Genomic DNA, 19,366 nt, shown 5'->3' with positions numbered 1-19,366 from the left:
TTCTTCCCCTAGAGAATAGTGCCGAAAGTCCCGCCAAAGGGTTGAAGTTCTCGTAAGTAAACGGTATGGCATGGCGGACCGATAAAGCTGGCACGGCATCCTCCCGAGGGCGACGAATTCAGCGGATCCGTGCCCAGTGTGACCCGCATCCGGACGCCTGAACAGGATCGCGTTCCGTCAGAGGGAATGCCGTCGGTTCGCTGCTCACTACTCCCGTCGGCCGTTAAACGCCCTGCTCAGACTGGTGAGCGCGCCACCCTCCGTGCGACGAGATGTCGACAGCCCCCTCGACGGCGAACGGCTCGACGAGGAATCCGCAGACGGCGGAGCCGTCCGACAACGTGACCTTGCCGATGGCCATCGGAGCAGGTACGCCGCCCACGAACGCCCCGAAACCCGCGGCCGGGACACGCCAGAGCTCGCCCTCGATCCGCACCCCGGTCTCAGAACCACCTGTCCGGACCAGTCCAGGCTTGGGCGGCACGGTCTCCAGTGCGAACAGCCGGTAGTCGGCCGAGGTCGAGGCCGGGCGCAGCAGCGTGGCACCGGCCTCGACCAGCTGGTTGTTGAGCGGCATCCCCGACAGATGGGCACCCACCACGAAGAGATCGACGCTCGGGCTGAGAAGCGCGTGGCCGAGCGCCGCCAGGGTGCGGTCGCTGCCAGCCGCCCCGGTCAGCATCACCCCGAACGGCAGCCCGCCGACCTGTCCCGCGGGGACGGCGAGCGAAGCCATGTCGAGCAGGTTCGCGAAGTTCGTGTAGCGACCGAGGCGAGCGTTGGCGCCGACAGGATCCGCCGCCACCTCGGCGAGGGTCGGGTGCCGGGTCGTCGTCGGCGTCAGCAGCGCCGAGCATCCGGTGAGCGCCGCTCGCCCCTCTGCTCCGAGGCGCGCCAGTAGAGCCACGTCGCGCGCCCAGTCGGCTGCGCTGGCTGATGCCCCGGCGAGCACGATCTCCGCGACCGTCGGGTCCAGATCCGTCCCGATGAGGTCACGGTTGGCTTCGAGGTGCGAGCCGACCGCGGCGTACCTCTCGGCGACGAAGGCGCCCTCGTAGAGCAGCCGAGCGGCCTCGAGCAGCGGCGAGATGTCGACCTCGACGATCTCGACCCCGGCCGAGTCGAGACGCGCGACCACCGCGCGGAAGGCGTCGGCCCATCCCGGGGCGAGCCCGTCGAGGTGCTCACCGGACGGCACGGCCACCCTCGGCACCGGCGGCAGCGCGGCCTCCGGGGGCAGCGTACGAGACAACGGGTCCGAAGGGTCGGGGCCGGTCATCAGCTCCGCCGCCGCCCGCGCAGCCGCGAGGTCCCGGGCGAAGACGGTGACGCAGTCGAGCGTGTAGCAGGCGGGTACGACACCGGTGACCGGCACCAACCCACGCGATGGCTTCACCCCGACGATGCCGTTGAGCGCCGCCGGAACCCGCCCGGAGCCCGCGGTGTCGGTCCCCAGCGCGAGGTCGACGAGGCCGAGAGCGACCGCGACCGCCGAGCCCGACGAGGATCCGCCCGAGATCCGGGTGAGGTCCCAGGCGTTGCGGACCGGACCGTAGGGACTCCGGGTGCCGACCAGCCCGGTCGCGAACTGGTCCAGGTTGGTCTTTCCCACGACCAGCGCACCGGCCGCCCGAAGCCGGGCGACGGCGGTGGCGTCGCGGGCCGGCTGGTAGGCGAAGGAGGGTGCTCCGGCGGTCGTCGGCAGGCCCCGCACGTCGATGTTGTCCTTGACCGCCAGCAGGCGCCCGGCCAGCGGCAGGACCTCACCGTCGGCCACCCTCGCGTCGATCGCAGCCGCCTCCTCGAGCAGCTCCGCCCGAGTACGCAACGAGATCCAGATCTCCGGTCGGTCCGACGCCTCGATCCGGTCGAGGGCCTCCGCAGCGCGGGCGACCGCACCACCTGCGAGCGAGTGGATCAAGCCTCGGCCCCGACGGCCGGTCGCACCGCGGCGATGATCTGTCCCGGGACGATCTGCTCGCCCGGCTTCACGTAGAGCTCGACCACCTCGCCGGCGACCGGGATCGGGACGCTCGCCTCCATCTTCATCGCCTCGACGACCATCAATGGCGCGTCCTGCGCGAGCCGCGCCCCGCGGCTGGCGACCACCTTCCAGACCGTCGAGGTGAACGGCGCGGTCACCTGCACGCAACCGTCCGGCACCTCGACCTCCGACGGCTCGCCTCGCGCGTCGATGCGGTCGCAGATGTCGAACTCCCCCGCCACCTTCCAGCGCTCGCGCTCCTCGTCGAAGGCGGCGGACTGCCGGTCGCGGAAGTCGGCGATCGAGCCCGCGTTGTCGGTCAGGAAGCGGTCGTACTCCTTGATCGAGAAGGTACCCTCCTCGGTCTCGAACTCACCGCGACCGGCATCGACCTCCGCCCGCAGCTCCAGGAGCTCCTCGGCGGAGACCGGGTACCACTCGATCCGGTCGAAGAACCGCAGCGCCCACGGCTCGTCGTGGAAGAGTCCGCCGGCCGACGTGGAGCGCCGGAACCGGTTGAACACCTGCGTGGTCCGGCCGACGAGCTGATAGCCGCCCGGCCCCTCCATCCCGTAGATGCACATGTACGCGCCACCGATCCCGACGGAGTTCTCCGCCGTCCAGGTCCGCGCCGGGTTGTACTTCGTGGTCACCAGCCGGTGCCGGGGATCCAACGGCGTCGCGACCGGCGCCCCCAGATAGACGTCCCCCAGCCCGAGGACGAGGTACGACGCGTCGAAGACGGTCCGGTGGACCTCCTCGACCGAGGCGAGCCCGTTGATCCGGCGGATGAACTCGATGTTCCACGGCGCCCACGGCGCGTCGTCGCGTACGCCTGCGGTGTAGCGCTCGATCGCCTCCCGGGTCGCCGGGTCGTCCCAGGAGAGCGGCAGCCGCACCCGCCGCGAAGGCACGGCCAGCTCCGAGGTGGCGGGCAGGTCCTCCTCCAGCTCACGCAGCAGCGCCGCGACCTGGCCGGCCCGCAGGACCGAGGAGTCGGTGTGGACCTGCAGCGACCGGATCCCCGGCGTGACGTCGATGATGCCCGCAGGCGCGTGCTCGGCAAGTGCCGACTGCAGCGCGTGCACCCGCATCCGGAGGCCGAGGTCGAGAGTCATCGGCCCGTACTCGACCAGCACGGAGTTGTCCCCGCTGCGCCGGTAGGTGACCTCCGGCCGCTCCGGAGTTCCGGGCAGCCCGCCCATGACGCCGTCGTCGCCGTCGCCACCAGCGCCGCCGACCACTGCCAAGGAAGCACGGTGATCGACCAGACCGGCGGCCCTGTCTTCGCGCACCGGTACGAACCGGACCGTGTCGCCGGGGCGCAGCTGCCCGATCTTCCACAGCTCGCCGCTGGCGACCACGGCAGGGCAGACGAAGCCGCCCAGCGAGGGGCCGTCGGGGCCGAGGATGATCGGGGTGTCGCCGGTGAAGTCGAGCGAGCCCACCGTGTAGGGGGTGTCGTGGATGTTCGAGGGATGCAGCCCGGCATCGCCACCGTCGGCACGGGCCCAGGTCGGCTTCGGCCCGATCAGACGTACGCCGGTGCGGGCCGAGTTGTGGTGGACCCGGTAGCTGGCCGAGTAGAGCTGGTCCAGGTCTGATCGCGTGAAGAACTCCGGGGCACCGTGCGGGCCCTCGGTGACACCGATCTGCCAGCTGTTGGTCAGCGCCGGCCGCCGCGACGCCGGGGTCGCCGCGGGCTGCGCCTGGGGGTCGATCGCCGTCCCCGGCCGGAGCACGTCGCCGCGCTGGAGCGTACGTCCGGCGTGCCCGCCGAACCCGCCGAGCGTGAACGTCGAGGCGCTGCCGAGATACTCGGGCACGTCCAGGCCGCCCCGGACCGCGATGTAGGTCCGCAGCCCCGGCCCGTCGGTGCGGCCCAGCTTCAGCGTGGCGCCCGCGGGGAGCTCGATCGGCTCCCACTGCGGGGCAGGGACGCCGTCGACGGTGACCGGCATGGGGGAACCGGTCACGCAGACGACGGCGGGATCGGAGAAGAGCAACGCCGGCCCGCCAGAGGTCGTCCGGCCGGTCGCCAGCGGAACGGTGACCTCGAGCCCGGGTGCACCTCGGTGGTTGCCGACCGCAAGGTTCGCCTCGGCGAAGGAGACCGGGTCGAACGGCCCCGACGGGGGGACGCCGACCTGCCAGTAGCCGACCCGGCCGGGAAGATCCTGGACGGTGGTGAGCACGCCCGGGTCGAGGACGTCGATGCGCGGGTCCGGGTCGCCACCTCTGCCCTGCTTGGCCCGTTCGGCCAACGTCGAGGTGGAGTGCGTGGCCGAGCGGAGCTCCTCGTACGTCGTCATCGCCCGCAGCGCGGAGACGTTGGTGACGATGCCGTCGATCCGGGTCCGGGCGAGTGCGTCGCCCAGCGTGTCCAGCGCCTCGTCACGGGTCGCGCCGGTGGCGATCACCTTGGCGACCAGCGGATCGTAGTGAGGCGAGACCTCGAGCCCGGTCTCGATCCAGGAGTCCACCCTGACGGTGTCGGTCGGCTCCGGCAGGACCACACGCGTCACCAGGCCGGACGACGGCATCGAGTCCTTGGCCGGGTCCTCGGCGTAGACACGTGCTTCGACGGCGTACGCCTTGGGTGCGGGGCACTTGCGGAAGAGCTCGTCGGGCAGCGCCACGACCCCGTCGCCGGCCAACCGCAGCATGAGCTCGACGATGTCGATGCCCATCACCTGCTCGGTGACCGCGTGCTCGACCTGGAGACGAGTGTTCATCTCCAGGAAGGAGACCAGCTCGCGGACCGGGTCGTAGACGAACTCCACGGTCCCGGCCGAGCGGTAGGAGACCGACTTGGCGAGCTGTCGCGCGGAGTCGTGCAGGACGGTCCGGACGTGCTCGGGGAGAGCCGGCGCGGGCGCCTCCTCGATCACCTTCTGGTTGCGGCGCTGCAGCGAGCAGTCGCGGTCGCCGAGCACAGCGACTTGGCCCTGTCCGTCGCCGAAGACCTGCACCTCGACATGGCGCGCCGGCCGTACGAGGCGCTCCAGGAACACCCCGGCGGTGCCGAAGCTGGTCTGAGCGAGCCGCGCGACCCGCTCGAAGGCGACCCGGACGTCCTCCTCCGAGCTGCACGCGGTCATCCCGATGCCACCACCGCCACCGGTCGCCTTGACCATCACCGGCAGCCCGATCCGGGCGGCCTCCTCGGCTGCCTCGTCGGGACCGGAGAGCAGGCCGGAGCCGGCCAGCATCGGCACCCCGGCGTTCTCAGCGAGCCGGCGAGCCGAGTGCTTCTCACCGAAAGCACCGATCTGCTCCGGCGTCGGGCCCACGAACCGGATCCCCGCCGCCTCGACCTCGCGGGCGAAGGCGGCGCTCTCGGACAGGAAACCGTAGCCGGGATGCAGCAGCCCCGCGCCGGTGCGCAGGGCTGCTGCGATGATCAGATCGCCACGGAGATAAGAGTCCCGTGCGGGCGCGGAGCCCAGACAGACGGCCTCGTCCGCCTCCCGCACGTGTGGCGCCGCTCGGTCGGTCTCGGAGAAGACCGCGACCGTACGCAGGCCGAGCTCGCGCGCCGTGCGCATCACTCGGCGGGCGATCTCTCCGCGGTTCGCGACGAGAACGGTGTCGAAGGATGGGCCAGACGTCATGCGTCGGCCTCGTACTCGAGGTCGGTGTCCGGCTCCGAGACGATCATCCGCAGGGGCGTCGGGTTGAAGTCGTTGCAGGGGTTGTTCATCTGCGGGCAGTTGGAGATCAGCACGAGCGTGTCGATCTCGGCTCGCAGCGCGACCCGCTTCCCGGGCGCGGACATGCCGTCGACGATGCCGAGCGCACCGTCATCCTCGATGGGCACGTTCATGAACCAGTTGATGTTGGAGACGATGTCGCGCATGCCGAGCCCGTGCTTGGCACCTTCGGTCAGGAAGTTCTCCCGGCAACCGTGGTGATACATCACATGGTGGCCGTAGCGCAGGGTGTTCGACTCGCGCGAGCAGGCGCCGCCGATGGTGTCCTGGCGGTCGATCTCGTTGTCGACCACGGTCATCAGGGCGCGGCCGAGGTTGCTCCGCAGGACGGTCCCGGTACGGATGTAGGCGTTGTCCTGCCAGGCGAGCGTGTCCGGGGCGCTGTAGCGCTCGTCGGTGTGCTGCGCGTTGTAGAGCAGACAGTCGCCCGACTGGTTCCCCCCGACGTCGACGATCGTCAGCACCTGCCCGGCCCGCACGACGCCCGACCACGAGGCCCGCGGAGCTACCTGCTCGTCCAGCACGACGGCACCCGGCACCAGCGGGTCACCCCACTCCAGGTGAGTGTGGTCGTCGGCGTACGACGCGCCGACCGGCACGCTGGAGACCAGCTGCCCGTCGGGCGTCAGATAGGTGGCCGTCGGAACCGGAACAGTCGTCACTGGCCTCATCACCGGGTTGTCGATCGTGGTAGTCACAGGCCCCGAGCCTCCGCATAGTCGAGTGTGTTCAGATACGCCCGCCGCACCTCGGGAGAGGCGTCGAAACGCTCGTCCGCCGGGGTGGTCGGGTTGGTCTCCGGAGTACGCCAGGCGTGCACCCGCAGCGGCCCGACGACGTACTCCGGACGTGGGTCCCGCGGATGCGGGACGTTGGCGATCAGCACGATCAGGGGCAGCTCCGCCACGAGCTCGACCGCGGTCCCGGCACCTGATGAGCCGAACCAGTCGAAGCTCCCGTCCCCCGCGACCCGCACGCCCTGAAAGAACGACACCGAAGGGGGTACGTCGGCCGGGCCGAGCCCGTGCTTGGCGGCCGCCTTCACGAAGAGATCGCGGCCCGCGGGCGCAGGCCCCTCAGGCAGCGCGGTGCCGTAGCGCAGGGCGTTCCAGGCGGCCGTGCTCGTCCCGCAGAACGCGTCGTGCCGCCCCGAGGTGTCGGTGAGGATCGTGGCGAGCACCCGGCCGTCACCGGAGAGCAGCGGGTGCCCGGCGCCGAGGTACGCCTGCCACGGGATCTTCTGGGTGTCGGCGACGTTGAGGCGCTCGGTCGGCTCGAGTGCGTTGTAGAGCAGCGTGTGGGCACAGGCCTCGCCGGTCGGATCCTCGAGCCGGAACCGCGTGCCGCGGGCAAGGACCTTGTGGGTGTAGCCACCAGGAGCGACTGTCTCGGCCCACGTCAGGCTGTCCGCGGCCACGTCCTCGGGACAGAACGGGCTCGATGATGCTGGGAGGTACGGCATCCAGTCGCTGACCTGTCCCCCTTGCGCGCGAGCATCTGCCCGTGCGTTCAGCACCGTGTCCGTGCTGTGGTCTGCAGCTAGCGCCACCCGTGGCCTCCTCGAAACATAATGAACCTGTCGACTGACAGGTAAGCATGTACGTCAAGGGCGTCGGGGGCAAACCAAGACTGTTGGGAACCTGACTCCGAAATGTGGGGTCGGCGTCGGAGAAATTCTTCCCTGTCGGTCGATCGATTCTTATCGTTTTCTACCAGGGCTGGCTAGGGGGCATCGACCATTTCGTGCCGAATTCACACCTGTGGTGCCGCCTGATGGAGCGATCCCCTTGAGGCGGAGTCCGCGACCTCCCGCCAGAAACTGTCACTGGACAGGTAACAGAGCTCATGGCGGGCCGGACACCGATCCGAGAGGGATCCGCAACCGTGCCGAGGAGCGGACCGGATCGTCGGTCGAATCACGGATTCCACTTACATCGGCCTCCCGCGAGTGGGACCCTGACCCGGGCGCGACGGGCCCCTAGTCGCCGCCGATGCGGCGGTCGCGCGCTCAGTTGACGGTCAGCGCCGCGATCGCGCCGATCCCCACGGCACGACATTTCCGGACACAAAAGTCCGCGATGCGGACCCGTTGCGCGGCTCCGGCACCCCGACCATCGCGACGAGCTCGCTCAGATCACCGATCGTCGGGCCGTTCCACTCGGGATCGAGATCGGGCACGACCTCCGGCCGCTGCGCCGGATCCTCAGCCAGGAAACGCACGGCCCTCATCCCCAGGGCCTCTGCACCGTACAGCTCACCATCGCCGCCGTCCCCGACGTAGACGCACTCGGTGGTCGGCACCTCGAGCGCGGCCGCGGCCACCATGTAGGCACCGGAGTCCGGCTTCCGCACACCGGTCTGGCACGAGAACGAGGCCGCACCGAAGTACTCGCTGAGCGGGCTGTCCGGCCAGACCTCGGTCGTAGCGCAGCAGGAGTCGGAGACCAGGCCGAGGCCGAAGCCACGCGCACGCAGTGCGCTCAAGGCAGGAAGCGCCCAGGTCGCGGCGTGCAGGGAGAGCGTGAAATCGAGACGGCGCCGGATGGCTGCTTCGACCTGGCTCTCGGTGGGGACCGCCCCCAAGCGCCGAGACAGATAGCGGACCGTGTGATGCACGCTGGCCATCAGGCCACGAGTCCGCTCATCGAGCGTCTCGGCCGTTGCCGAGGCGAATGCAACAGGGTCGATCCCGAGGTCCGCTCCCATCCCGCGAGCCATCGCTGCTCGCTCGGCTCTGGAGCCGCCCGGGATCAGCGTGTCGTGAAGACCGAAGAGGACTGCGCGCACGCGACCCTCGTCCATGGACTCACTCTAACCAAGTTCGGACCGATGCTGAACGACCTCTTCCGCTGCCCGGCACATCTGCGTGACTGTTCAACTACGGTCGGCCGAGCGCTTCGATCCGTCGGTTCAGGTAGCGCTGCTCGGGGACGCTCCGGGTCAGCCTCGCCGCCAGCACGTAGTGCTCCCTGGCCACTACGAGGTCGCCGGACTGCTCGAGCAGGTGCGCGAGCACCGCATGGGCTCGGTGGTGTCGCTGCATGGCCGGGTGCTCAAGCAGGTCGCGGACGATCTCGATCCCATGCTCGGGCCCGAGGCTCATCGCCACGGCGACAGCCCGGTTGAGCGTGACCGCCGGCGAAGGCGCCACCTGGGCGAGCATCCCGTAGAGCAGGTTGATCTGGAGCCAGTCGGTGACCTCGTAGGACTCCGCCTCGGCATGGACCGCCGCGATCGCCGCCTGCAGCTGGAAGCGCCCCACCGACCCCTGCGGGAGTACGTCCTCGAGCAGCGCCACACCTTCGCGGATGAGCGCGCGGTCCCACTGCGAGCGGTCCTGGTCCTTGAGCGGGACCAGGTCGCCGAGATGGTCGACGCGCCCGCACGAGCGCGCCCGGGTCAGCAGCATGAGGGCTAGCAGGCCGGTGGCCTCGTCGTGCTCGGGGAGCACTCCGCGCACGATCCGGGTCAACCGGATCGCCTCATCGGTGAGCTCGACCCCCTGCAGGTCAGGTCCGCTGGTGCGGGTGTGGCCCTCGTTGAAGATCAGGTGACAGACGTCGAGCACGCAGGCGATCCGCTCGGGCAGCTCGTCGGGCGCCGGCGAGCAGAAGCCCTCGTTCTTCAGCGTCGCCCGCGCCCGGCTGAGGCGTTGCCCCATGGTCGCCTCCGGAACCAGGTACGCAGCCGCGATCTCCGTCGTCGTCAGTCCGCCCACGCATCGCAGCGTGATCGCCACCTGGGAAGGGCGGCGCAGCGCAGGATGGGCGCACATCATCATCAGCCGCAGCGAGTCGTCGTAGGCCGAACCGATCTCCACGACCGCGGGATCCGTCTCGTCGAGCCGCCGGGCCATCCCGTCGGCGATCTCGCGTCGTCTCCGGGCGGTGTCAGCCCGCATCTGGTCGATGAGCCGCCGGTGGGCCACCCGGATCAACCAGGCGCGCGGATCGGCCGGCAGGCCATCGCCGGGCCACTGCCGGCTGGCAGCGATCAGCGCCTCCTGCGCGGCGTCCTCACAGTCGGGAAGGTCGGGGTGGACCCGGAGCAGGGCGCCGAGGACGTGGGCGGACTCCTGCCGCCACACGTCCTCGACTCCCGTCACCGTCATGTCAGTAGGTTGCCACCGGCCGCAGCTCGACCGTCTCACCGGGCCCGCTGAAGCTGCGTACGACCTCCTCGGCCCTCTCCTGGGACTCGACATCGATCAGGAAGAAGCCGGCCAGATGCTCCTTCGCCTCCGAATAGGGGCCGTCGGTGACGATCGGCTCGCCGGCGTCCCAGCGGTAGAGCCTTGCCGAGGCCGGGTCTGCGAGCGCCTGCCCGCCGAGGAGCTCCCCGTTGGCCGAGAGCTCCTCCAGGACCGTCTCGAAGGCACCGTTGAGCTTCTCCCTCGTCTCCTGCGGCAGCGACTGGAACTCCGGGATGAAGTCCCCCGTCGGGTGACCCCACGGCTGCGGGTTGGAGTGGATGAGAATGACGTACTTCATGGTTCTTCTTCCCTTTCCTGGACGCCTTCCTGGGCGTGCTTGCGGGGGTACGTCGTAACCGGGCGGCGTAGTTCTACATCGTCCCAGAAGCGTGCCGCCGACCACTTCCGTTCCGCTGAGCGGCCCTCCTCGTGGAACACCGTGCAGCGGCCGTCGCCGATGTGGAATCGTGGCCGGTTGTGAATCCGAGAGCGTTCGAAGCCATCGACGAACGTCTGGTCTCCACCCTCGACGATCTGCTCGACCAGCAGTCCCTGGCGCCCGGCATCGTCGTCGACGCGCTCTTCAACCGGTTGGTGACCGCGGTGCTGAGCGTGCCTGAGGCGGCCGCCGATACGGTGCTGGCCGCCTTGCCGCCCACACGCTCGCCGGCTGTCTTCCGTTCGGTCGCGTCCGCGGGCGAGCACGCCCTCGAGCGGGTCTGGGCCGACCGGATCGCCGGCTCCCCCGACCCCGCGCGGGCGTTCGCCCGCTTCCCCTACCGCGAGAACTACCGGCTCCTCGTCGAGATGGAGCTGGCGGCCGTACACCGGGAAGGCACCGTTCCCCGGCAGGTGCTGCTCCTCGGCTCGGGGCCGCTGCCCCTGACCGCGTTCTGCCTGGCCGACCTGGGGATCGCGGTGCACTGTGTCGACCACGATGCCGAGGCGATCCGGCTGTCCTCCGTCGTCGCCGATCGCGTGGGCACGGTCGGCGTGACGTTCGAGCACGCCGACGCCGCGGCCGCCACGCCACCGCGACCCGTCGACGTCGTGCTCCTCGCCGGCCTGGTCGGAGCCGACGATGCCGCCAAGGCCGAGGTGCTCGACCAGGCCGTCACCCACCTCGACCCGCGCGGCCTCGTCCTGGCTCGGAGCGCCCGGGGGCTGCGTACGCTGCTCTATCCGCCGGTCGGTCCGCAGGCTCTGGCCGGCCTGACCGTGGTCGCGGAGGCCAACCCCGAGGTCGACGCCGCGGGAACCGACGTGATCAACAGCGCGATCCTCGCCCGCCCTTCCTAGAGAGCGGGGTCGAGGACCTCGGCCTTGAGCTGTGCGGCCCGCTCGATCCGCTCGGCACCCGTCTCACCCAGGTTCCACGTCGGCAGGATGAACTCGTCGAACCCGGCCGCGGCATAGCGGCCGATCAGGTCCTGCAGCTCCCCGGCCGAGCCGGTCTGCGTCCTGGCGAAGCCCGGGTTCGCACCGTCCAGATCGAGCATGAAATTGGTGGTCGTCTTGATCGTCTCGGGATCGCGACCCACCTGCTCGCACGCCTCCAGGAGCTTGGCCCGCACCGCGCCGGCGCTCTCGGGCGTGCCCCAGGTGTTCCACTCGTCGGCGTGCCGGGCGACAACCTTCAGCATCCGCGGGCCCTTGGCGCCGACCAGGATCGGCAGCGGCGAGGCCACCGGCTTCGGCTCGCACGGCGCGTCGGTGAGCTGGAAGTAGGTCCCCTCGAAGGTCGTGCGGGGCTTGTCGAGCAGCGACCGGGTGACCTCGATCGCCTCCTCGAACCGGTCGACCAGCACCTTCGCGCTCGGCAGGTCGATGCCGTACGCCTTGTGCTCGTTGATCTGCCAGCCGGCCCCCATGCCGAGCACGAACCGCCCACCGGCGATGTGGTCGATCGTCGCGGACCGGTTCGCGAGCAGCGCCGGGTGGTGGATCGTCGTCGGGGAGACGAGGGGGCCGATGCGTACGTTCTGGGTCGTCGCGGCCAGCGCCGGCAGGATCCCCCAGACCTCGTGCGTCGGCCCGTCCTCCACGTCCTCGGTGCCGGTGTTGGGCATGTAGTGGTCGGCGACCCAGACGCCGTACCAACCGGCCTGGTCAGCCGCCTGCGCCTCGGCAAGGATGTCGGCGGTGGAGGAGGTGTGATTGGGCCACAGCGAGATCTTCACGTCCCCAACCTACCCAGAGCACCGGTGGTCGAGCCTGTCGAGACCTCCGAAAATATTCTTGGCAGTGTTGTCGATCCCGCGTAGACCTCGTTCGACCAAGGGGTGAACGGGCCGGCAAGACGGCCCGACCGACACAGGAGAACCGAGATGCCGAAGTACATGCTGATCTGGCGCACCATCGACGAGGACAAGCAGAACGCCGCGATGGCCGAGATCCCCTTCGAGGAGATGCTCGAGAAGATGGGGCGCCTCAACGACGAGCTCATCAAGTCGGGCGTGCTGCTCGCCATGGAGGGCCTGGATCCGGAGGAGCACACCGTCGTCACCTACACCGAGGCCGAGGAGGCGCCGGTGGTCACCGACGGCCCCTACGGCGAGACGAAGGAGCTCTTCGGGGGCTTCTACCTGATCTCGGTCGCCTCGAAGGAGGAGGCCATCGAGTGGGCCAAGCGGCTCAGCTACTTCCCTGGCTCCGCCGTCGAGCTCCGTCGGGTTCCGACGATCGACGAGTTTCCGCAGGACAACCCGTGGATCCAGAAGGAGCTCGACTGGCGGACCAAGACTGGTCAGCTCTGAGACCGCGACGAAGGAGCGAGCTCAGGACGCTGACCAGGTCGAGCGAGCCCGCGTCGGCAAGGCGAAGCCGCGCCGACGCGACGGCGGGTCGAGACCGAGCACGAAATGAGGAGACCCAAGTGAGTGACGCGACGCGCGCCGTCGAGGCGATCTGGCGAATCGAGTCCGCCCGCATCGTCGGCGCCCTCGCGCGCTACACCGGCGACTTCGCCCTCGCCGAGGACGCGGCCCAGGAGGCCCTCGCCGAGGCGCTGGTCTCCTGGCCGCGCGACGGCCAGCCCGCCAACCCCGTCGGCTGGCTGATGACCACGGCCAAACGGCGGGCGATCGACACGATCCGCCGTGCCGGCGTCCAGCGCGAGAAGTACGAGTCGATCGCCCACGACCAGGACGAGACGTACGCCGACGACCTGGACATCGAGCGCATCGACGACGACGTCCTCGCGCTGATGTTCATCTCCTGCCATCCGGTGCTGTCGAAGGAGGCTCGGGTGGCGCTCACGCTCAGGGTCGTCGGCGGTCTGAGCAGCGAGGAGATCGCTCGGGCGTTCCTGGTGCCGGTGCCGACGATCCAGGCTCGCATCACCCGCGCGAAGAAGACGATCGCGGCCGCGAAGGTGCCGTTCGAGGCGCCCTCGCCAGAGGAGCGCAGGCAGCGGCTCCCCGGTGTCCTCAACGTCCTCTACCTGATCTTCACCGAGGGCTCCACCGCGACCTCCGGCGAGGAGCTGATCCGCACGGATCTAGCCCGGGAGGCACGGAGGCTGACCCGAGTGCTGATCGGCGTGCTGCCCGATGAGCCGGAGGCGTACGGCCTGCTCGCGCTCATGGAGCTGACCGCCTCCCGCTTCCCGGCGCGCACCGACAGCAACGGTGATGCCATCCTCCTCGAGGACCAGGACCGGACGCGATGGGACCGGGGTTCGATCCGGCGCGGGCTGGCGGCGCTGGAACAGGCGACGCCTCGCGGCCTGGGACCCTATGGTCTGCAGGCCGCCATCGCCGGGACGCATGCGGTCGCGGACTCTGTCGCGACGACCGACTGGGAACGGATCATCGTGCTCTACGAGGCCCTCGGGCGGATCGCACCGAACCCGATCGTCGATCTCAACCGGGCCGTCGCGGTGGCGATGGCTCACGGGCCGATGCCTGCGCTGGAGCTGGTCGATCGGATCGCCGACCCGATCACAGGGGCGGGGCGCCTCGACCACACCCACCTCCTGCCGACCGTACGCGGCGAGCTGCTGCGCCGGCTGGGCCGGACCGTCGAGGCGCGTGAGGAGCTGGAGCGGGCTGCGGAGATGTGCACCAACGAGCGCGAGCGCGCCGTACTTCAGCAAAAAGTCGCTGATCTCCCCTAAAACGGGGTATACCTGTCGCTCATGTCACAAGCAGCGAGGACTGAGTCGTCCGAAACCCCGCGCTGGCGGATCCTTGGCCCCGGCCTCGTCGTAGCCGCAACCGGTGTCGGTGCCGCCGACCTGGTCGCCACCTTGATCGCGGGCAGCAAGTACGGCTACGCCCTGCTCTGGGCCGTGGTCATCGGATGTGTCCTGAAGGTCGTGCTCGTCGAGGGCGCGGGGCGCTACAGCCTGGCGACCGGCGAGACGATCTTCCAGGGCTGGCGACGTCTGGGCATCTGGACGACGATCTACTTCGGTCCCTACATCGTGATCTGGGGCTTCATCTACGGCGCCGCGGCGATGGCCGGCACCGGCCTGGCCCTGACCGCGCTGTTCTCGTTCGCCTCGGTGAAGGTCTGGGGCATCGCCTCCGGCCTGATCGGCCTCGCCATCGTGTGGGCCGGCCGCTACAGCCTGTTCGAGAAGTTCCTCGCCGGCCTGGTCGGGATCATGTTCGTCACCATGGTCGCGGCCGCGATCATCACCGTGCCCAACCTCCCCGAGCTCTTCAAGGGCTTGGCGCCGACGATCCCGGACGGCGCCCTGGTCAACGTGCTCTCGGTCGCCGGCGGCGTCGGCGGCACGATCACGCTGGCCGCCTACGGCTACTGGCTGCGTGAGAAGGGCTGGAGCACCCCGAAGTTCATGCGGGTGATGCGGATCGACAACACCACCGCGTACGTCGTCACCGGCATCTTCGTGGTCGCGACCCTCATCGTGGGTGCCGAGCTGCTCTACTCGGCTCGGATCGCCATCGGCACCGGCGACCAGGGCATGCTCGACCTGTCCAGGGTGCTCGCCGACCGCTACGGCAACTGGTTCGGCAAGCTCTTCCTGATCGGCTTCTGGGCCGCGGCGATGTCGTCCCTGGTCGGCGTCTGGAACGGCGTCAGCCTGATGTTCGCAGACTTCATGGGGACCATCCGCGGAAAGGCGGACGAGCCCGAGGCGAAGAGCGGTGGCCTCTGGTACCGCGCCTACATCCTCTGGCTCACCTTCCCCCCGATGATCTGGCTCCTGCTCGCTGACGAGCCCACCTGGCTGATCCTCATCTACGGCGTGCTCGGCGCCTTCTTCATGCCCTTCTTGGCGGTCACCCTGCTCTGGCTCCTCAACACCCGCCACACCCCCGTGGAGTGGCGCAGCAAGTGGGTCTCCAACATCGGCCTGGTGCTCTGCGCCCTGATCTTCGCCTGGCTGGCCTACGACCAGATCCGCACGTCCATCGAGAGCCTGCTCGGCTAGAGCCCGCACACCACACCCTGCAAAACGACGAAGGCGGCGAGCATCTGCTCGCCGCCTTCGTCGTCTCTGCTGACGAGAGAAAGTCGGTTGACGCCTCTTCAGTCCGGGTCGAGGCTGGACGGCATGCCCGCCGACGAGCTTTCCGGCTGGAGGCGCAACGCAGCGATCTTCCTCGCCGGCCAAACGGTCTCCCTGCTCGGCTCGATGCTGGTGATGTACGCCGTGATGTGGCATCTCACCATCGAGACCCGCTCCGGGTCCGTCCTGATGCTGAGTCTCGTCTTCGGGATGCTGCCGCAGGCCTTCATGTCGATCTTCGGTGGCGTCTGGGCCGACCGACATCACCGCAAGTTCCTGATCATGGGCTCCGACGCCACCATCGCGGTCGCCACCCTGATCCTCGCCAGCTTGATGGCCAGTGGCATCGACGACCTCTGGATCATCTACCTCGCCTTGGCCGTACGCTCTGTCTTCGCCGGCATCCAGATGCCGGCAGTCACCGCGATGATCCCGCAGATCGTTCCGGAGTCCCAGCTGCTCCGCATCAACGGAGCGTTCCAGACCGTCCAGGCCGCGATGACGCTCCTGGCTCCCGCGCTCGCTGCGGTCATCTACGCCAGCATGGACATCGTCGCAGTCTTCTTCATCGACGCGATCACAGCGCTCATCGGGGTAGGCCTCCTCGCGCTGGTCCCGGTTGCCCGCATCGTCCGTGCCGACAAGGGAAAGGTCTCCTACTTCGGAGACCTACGAGCTGGCCTGAAGTACGCATCCACGCATCCGCAGGTGCGTTGGATCCTCGTCCTGTTCACGCTGGTCATGGTCATGGTCGGCGCACCGTCCTATCTCACCCCGCTGATGGTCACCCGCACTTTCGGTGACGAGGTCTGGAAGCTCACCGCCAACGAGCTGTTCTGGGGCTTCGGCATGCTGGCCGGTGGCGCCGCCATCGCCACGTTGGGGCCCAAGATCGTGCACCGCATCCGGCTGATGGTCGGATCGGTCATCCTCATCGGACTGTTGGTGGTCGGGCTCGGAGTCTCGACGAACATGTGGATCTTCTTCACCTGCGGGCTGCTGATCGGTGTGCTCTTCTCGTTCTTGAGCGCACCTGCGATGACGATCCTCCAGGAGCGCGTCGAGCCAGCGATGCAGGGACGCGTCTTCGGCATCGTCGGCATCGTCATGTCGGTCGCGATGCCGCTGTCGATGGTCGTCTTCGGCCCGCTCGCGGATCAGTTCTCGGTCGAGTCCCTGCTCATCCTCGCCGGAGTGCTGCTCTTCGTCGTGGTGGCCGGGATCCTCGCCATCCCCAGCGCGCGCCGGTCCCTGGCCGCGGTCGACCAGCCGAAGGAAGAGCCCGTCCCTCCCGCCGAGGTTGCCCCGGACGCAGAAGCCACGCAGAGCACCTGATGCGATGTATCGAGCTTGTCTAGATGACAGTTGCCCGGCACCTCGAGGGCACCGGGCAACCGACGAAGCTCTGGGGATCAGCGGCTGGCGACCAGCTTGATGGCCACACCGAGACCCGCGGCGACGACGGCGGCGATGATCAGCTTCTTGACCATGGGAACTCCTAGTTCGAGATAGTGATACGGACTGCCAACTATGACATTGGAACCCCGCGTCACTACCCACGTCAACCGGGCGTGGCGCAAAGTGGCCACGCCAATCGTCTCGAGCGGCCCGATACGCCGGCTCAAAAGTGGCTACAAATGGCAGCAGGGCCACCTCCGAAGAGGTGGCCCTGCGCAAAGTTATGTCCGGCGGCGTCCTACTCTCCCACAACCTCTCGGTTGCAGTACCATCGGCGCTGAAGGGCTTGACTTCCGGGTTCGGGATGGGACCGGGTATTTCCCCTTCGCTATGGCCGCCGTAACTCTTGAGATCACCCATCGGGTGACCAAACCTGTGTTACAACAGTTGGTTCGTGGACGCGAACAGTCTCATCAAAGAATGTTGTCTTCGATGGTTGTTGTTTTTGTTGAGGGTTTATGAAAGATAAGCCCTCGGCCTATTAGTACCGGTCGGCTGGGCATCACTGCTGTACACCTCCGGCCTATCAACCCCATGGTCTGTAGGGGGCCTTAACCCATAAAGGGTGGGAAACCTCATCTTGAAACGTGCTTCCCGCTTAGATGCGTTCAGCGGTTATCACTTCCGAACGTAGCCAACCAGCCATGCACCTGGCGGTACAACTGGCACACCAGAGGTTCGTCCATCCCGGTCCTCTCGTACTAGGGACAGCATTTCTCAAGTTTCCTACGCGCGCGGCGGATAGGGACCGAACTGTCTCACGACGTTCTAAACCCAGCTCGCGTGCCGCTTTAATGGGCGAACAGCCCAACCCTTGGGACCTACTCCAGCCCCAGGATGCGACGAGCCGACATCGAGGTGCCAAACCATCCCGTCGATATGGACTCTTGGGGAAGATCAGCCTGTTATCCCCGGGGTACCTTTTATCCGTTGAGTGACCACGCTTCCACATGCCGTGGCCAGATCACTAGTTCCGACTTTCGTCCCTGCTCGACATGTCTGTCTCACAGTCAAGCTCCCTTGTGCACTTACACTCGCCACCTGATTGCCAACCAGGCTGAGGGAACCTTTGAGCGCCTCCGTTACACTTTAGGAGGCAACCGCCCCAGTTAAACTACCCATCAGGCACTGTCCCTGAACCAGATCATGGTCCGAAGTTAGACATCTAGTACGACCAGAGTGGTATTTCAACGTTGACTCCACACACACTGGCGTGTGCGCTTCACAGTCTCCCACCTATCCTACACAAGCCGAACCAAACACCAATACCAAACTATAGTAAAGGTCCCGGGGTCTTTCCGTCCTGCCGCGCGTAACGAGCATCTTTACTCGTAGTGCAATTTCGCCGAGTCCACGGTTGAGACAGCGCCCAAGTCGTTACTCCATTCGTGCAGGTCGGAACTTACCCGACAAGGAATTTCGCTACCTTAGGATGGTTATAGTTACCACCGCCGTTTACTGGGGCTTAAATTCTGAGCTTCGCCGTGAGGCTAACCCGTCCTCTTAACCTTCCAGCACCGGGCAGGAGTCAGTCCGTATACATCGTCTTACAACTTCGCACGGACCTGTGTTTTTAGTAAACAGTCGCTTGGGCCTGGTCTCTGCGGCCTTTCACGCTTCCCCCAGCTAGTGGGTTCACGATCCAGGCCCCCCTTCTCCCGAAGTTACGGGGGCATTTTGCCGAGTTCCTTAACCATGGTTCGCTCGATCGCCTTGGTATTCTCTACCTGATCACCTGAGTCGGTTTGGGGTACGGGCGGCTCATGACTCGCTAGAGGTTTTTCTCGACAGCATAGGATCACCGACTTCGCCTAACGGCTCCCCATCACATCTCAGACATACAGAGCCCGGATTTGCCTAGACTCAGTCCTACATGCTTGGCCGGCGACTACCATCGCGCCGGATCGGCTGCCTTCCTGCGTCACCCCATCACTTGACTACTACACACTTGGGTCCCATGTTCCACACACACGCCTCACCCCGAAGGGATCGGTCACGCATGCTTCAGATGGTTAGCATCATGCGCCTCATCATGGGCGTCACTTCGCCGGTACGGGAATATCAACCCGTTGTCCATCGACTACGCCTGTCGGCCTCGCCTTAGGTCCCGACTTACCCAGGGCAGATTAGCTTGACCCTGGAACCCTTGATCATTCGGCGGATGTGTTTCTCACACATCATTCGCTACTCATGCCTGCATTCTCACTCGCGTAACCTCCACCGCTGGATCACTCCGCTGCTTCACTGGTTACACGACGCTCCCCTACCCACCCCGGAAAACCGGAGTGCCATAGCTTCGGCGGATAACTTGAGCCCCGCTACATTGTCGGCGCGGAATCACTTGACCAGTGAGCTATTACGCACTCTTTCAAGGGTGGCTGCTTCCAAGCCAACCTCCTGGTTGTCACTGCGACTCCACATCCTTTTCCACTTAGTTACCGCTTAGGGGCCTTAGCTGATGGTCTGGGCTGTTTCCCTCTCGACAATGGAGCTTATCCCCCACTGTCTCACTGCTGCGCTCTCACTTACCGGCATTC

The 19,366-nt window shown here is 67.5% G+C and carries 14 protein-coding genes and 2 rRNA genes (1 of these 16 only partly in view); 5 read left to right on the top strand and 11 right to left on the bottom strand.

Features of this window, described 5'->3' with window-relative positions; translation table 11 throughout:
* Positions 1 to 223: 223 nt before the first annotated feature.
* The 7 genes from atzF to H5T77_RS00620 form a co-directional block, all read right to left on the bottom strand.
* Positions 224 to 1,921: an allophanate hydrolase gene (gene atzF, locus H5T77_RS00650; protein WP_292643920.1), complete on the bottom strand. Its 1,698-nt coding sequence runs from the start codon at positions 1,919 to 1,921 to the stop codon at positions 224 to 226.
* Complete coding sequence (gene uca, locus H5T77_RS00645; RefSeq protein ID WP_292643918.1) at positions 1,918 to 5,598, bottom strand: urea carboxylase; 3,681 nt, start codon at positions 5,596 to 5,598, stop codon at positions 1,918 to 1,920. Before uca ends, atzF begins: the two co-directional genes overlap by 4 nt.
* The gene (locus H5T77_RS00640; protein ID WP_292643917.1) at positions 5,595 to 6,395 is read right to left on the bottom strand and encodes an urea amidolyase associated protein UAAP2; all 801 of its coding nucleotides are present in this window, start codon (positions 6,393 to 6,395) and stop codon (positions 5,595 to 5,597) included. Before H5T77_RS00640 ends, uca begins: the two co-directional genes overlap by 4 nt.
* A complete protein-coding gene (locus H5T77_RS00635; protein ID WP_292643915.1) occupies positions 6,392 to 7,246 on the bottom strand; it encodes an urea amidolyase associated protein UAAP1 in 855 nt (284 codons plus the stop codon). The genes H5T77_RS00640 and H5T77_RS00635 overlap by 4 nt, the downstream gene beginning before the upstream one ends.
* A gap of 470 nt (positions 7,247 to 7,716) precedes the next feature.
* Entirely contained in the window at positions 7,717 to 8,499 is a 783-nt protein-coding gene (locus H5T77_RS00630; protein WP_292643914.1) for an HAD family hydrolase, read from the bottom strand.
* Between the two features lie 76 nt (positions 8,500 to 8,575).
* On the bottom strand, positions 8,576 to 9,808 hold the full coding sequence (locus H5T77_RS00625) for an RNA polymerase sigma factor (protein WP_292643912.1): 1,233 nt from the start codon (positions 9,806 to 9,808) through the stop codon (positions 8,576 to 8,578).
* A gap of 1 nt (position 9,809) precedes the next feature.
* Positions 9,810 to 10,187, bottom strand: a complete 378-nt coding sequence (locus tag H5T77_RS00620; protein WP_179660350.1) for a YciI family protein — start codon at positions 10,185 to 10,187, stop codon at positions 9,810 to 9,812.
* Between the two features lie 179 nt (positions 10,188 to 10,366).
* Here H5T77_RS00620 and H5T77_RS00615 point away from each other — a divergent pair, with 179 nt between their 5' ends.
* The gene (locus tag H5T77_RS00615) at positions 10,367 to 11,188 is read left to right on the top strand and encodes a nicotianamine synthase family protein (RefSeq protein WP_292643906.1); all 822 of its coding nucleotides are present in this window, start codon (positions 10,367 to 10,369) and stop codon (positions 11,186 to 11,188) included.
* Here H5T77_RS00615 and H5T77_RS00610 read toward each other — a convergent pair.
* Positions 11,185 to 12,069, bottom strand: a complete 885-nt coding sequence (locus tag H5T77_RS00610) for an LLM class flavin-dependent oxidoreductase (protein WP_292643904.1) — start codon at positions 12,067 to 12,069, stop codon at positions 11,185 to 11,187. The two genes, H5T77_RS00615 and H5T77_RS00610, sit on opposite strands and share 4 nt — an antisense overlap.
* A gap of 147 nt (positions 12,070 to 12,216) precedes the next feature.
* Here H5T77_RS00610 and H5T77_RS00605 point away from each other — a divergent pair, with 147 nt between their 5' ends.
* The 4 genes from H5T77_RS00605 to H5T77_RS00590 all read left to right on the top strand — a co-directional run bounded on the left by H5T77_RS00605 (position 12,217) and on the right by H5T77_RS00590 (position 16,706).
* Entirely contained in the window at positions 12,217 to 12,645 is a 429-nt protein-coding gene (locus H5T77_RS00605; protein ID WP_292643902.1) for a YciI family protein, read from the top strand.
* 119 nt (positions 12,646 to 12,764) lie between these two features.
* On the top strand, positions 12,765 to 14,006 hold the full coding sequence (locus H5T77_RS00600; RefSeq protein ID WP_292643900.1) for an RNA polymerase sigma factor: 1,242 nt from the start codon (positions 12,765 to 12,767) through the stop codon (positions 14,004 to 14,006).
* A 21-nt stretch (positions 14,007 to 14,027) separates the two neighbouring features.
* Positions 14,028 to 15,293, top strand: coding sequence for an Nramp family divalent metal transporter (locus H5T77_RS00595; protein WP_292643899.1), 1,266 nt, complete (start codon positions 14,028 to 14,030; stop codon positions 15,291 to 15,293).
* A gap of 123 nt (positions 15,294 to 15,416) precedes the next feature.
* On the top strand, positions 15,417 to 16,706 hold the full coding sequence (locus H5T77_RS00590) for an MFS transporter (RefSeq protein ID WP_292643897.1): 1,290 nt from the start codon (positions 15,417 to 15,419) through the stop codon (positions 16,704 to 16,706).
* A 77-nt stretch (positions 16,707 to 16,783) separates the two neighbouring features.
* Here the strand turns inward: H5T77_RS00590 and H5T77_RS00585 are convergent, their stop codons facing one another.
* The 3 genes from H5T77_RS00585 to H5T77_RS00575 all read right to left on the bottom strand — a co-directional run.
* Positions 16,784 to 16,960, bottom strand: a complete 177-nt coding sequence (locus H5T77_RS00585; RefSeq protein WP_292643895.1) for a hypothetical protein — start codon at positions 16,958 to 16,960, stop codon at positions 16,784 to 16,786.
* A 94-nt stretch (positions 16,961 to 17,054) separates the two neighbouring features.
* Positions 17,055 to 17,171 (bottom strand): 5S ribosomal RNA (gene rrf / locus H5T77_RS00580).
* Positions 17,172 to 17,290: 119 nt separating this feature from the next.
* Positions 17,291 to 19,366, bottom strand: a 23S ribosomal RNA gene (locus tag H5T77_RS00575) (it continues 1,017 nt past the right edge of the window).

It is taken from the genome of Nocardioides sp., assembly GCF_014360585.1.
GTDB lineage: Bacteria > Actinomycetota > Actinomycetes > Propionibacteriales > Nocardioidaceae > Nocardioides.
Note: the sequence above shows the minus strand (reverse complement) of the source record. Positions and strands in the feature narration are given on the sequence as shown.

What these genes read in the sequence shown, in the direction of transcription:
- H5T77_RS00590 (WP_292643897.1), top strand. Translation starts at nt 15,417, where the DNA reads ATGCCCGCCGACGAGCTTTCCGGCTGGAGGCGCAACGCAGCGATCTTC.
- H5T77_RS00595 (WP_292643899.1), top strand. Translation starts at nt 14,028, where the DNA reads ATGTCACAAGCAGCGAGGACTGAGTCGTCCGAAACCCCGCGCTGGCGG.
- uca (WP_292643918.1), bottom strand. Translation starts at nt 5,598, where the DNA reads ATGACGTCTGGCCCATCCTTCGACACCGTTCTCGTCGCGAACCGCGGA.
- H5T77_RS00605 (WP_292643902.1), top strand. Translation starts at nt 12,217, where the DNA reads ATGCCGAAGTACATGCTGATCTGGCGCACCATCGACGAGGACAAGCAG.
- H5T77_RS00620 (WP_179660350.1), bottom strand. Translation starts at nt 10,187, where the DNA reads ATGAAGTACGTCATTCTCATCCACTCCAACCCGCAGCCGTGGGGTCAC.
- H5T77_RS00630 (WP_292643914.1), bottom strand. Translation starts at nt 8,499, where the DNA reads ATGGACGAGGGTCGCGTGCGCGCAGTCCTCTTCGGTCTTCACGACACG.
- H5T77_RS00625 (WP_292643912.1), bottom strand. Translation starts at nt 9,808, where the DNA reads ATGACGGTGACGGGAGTCGAGGACGTGTGGCGGCAGGAGTCCGCCCAC.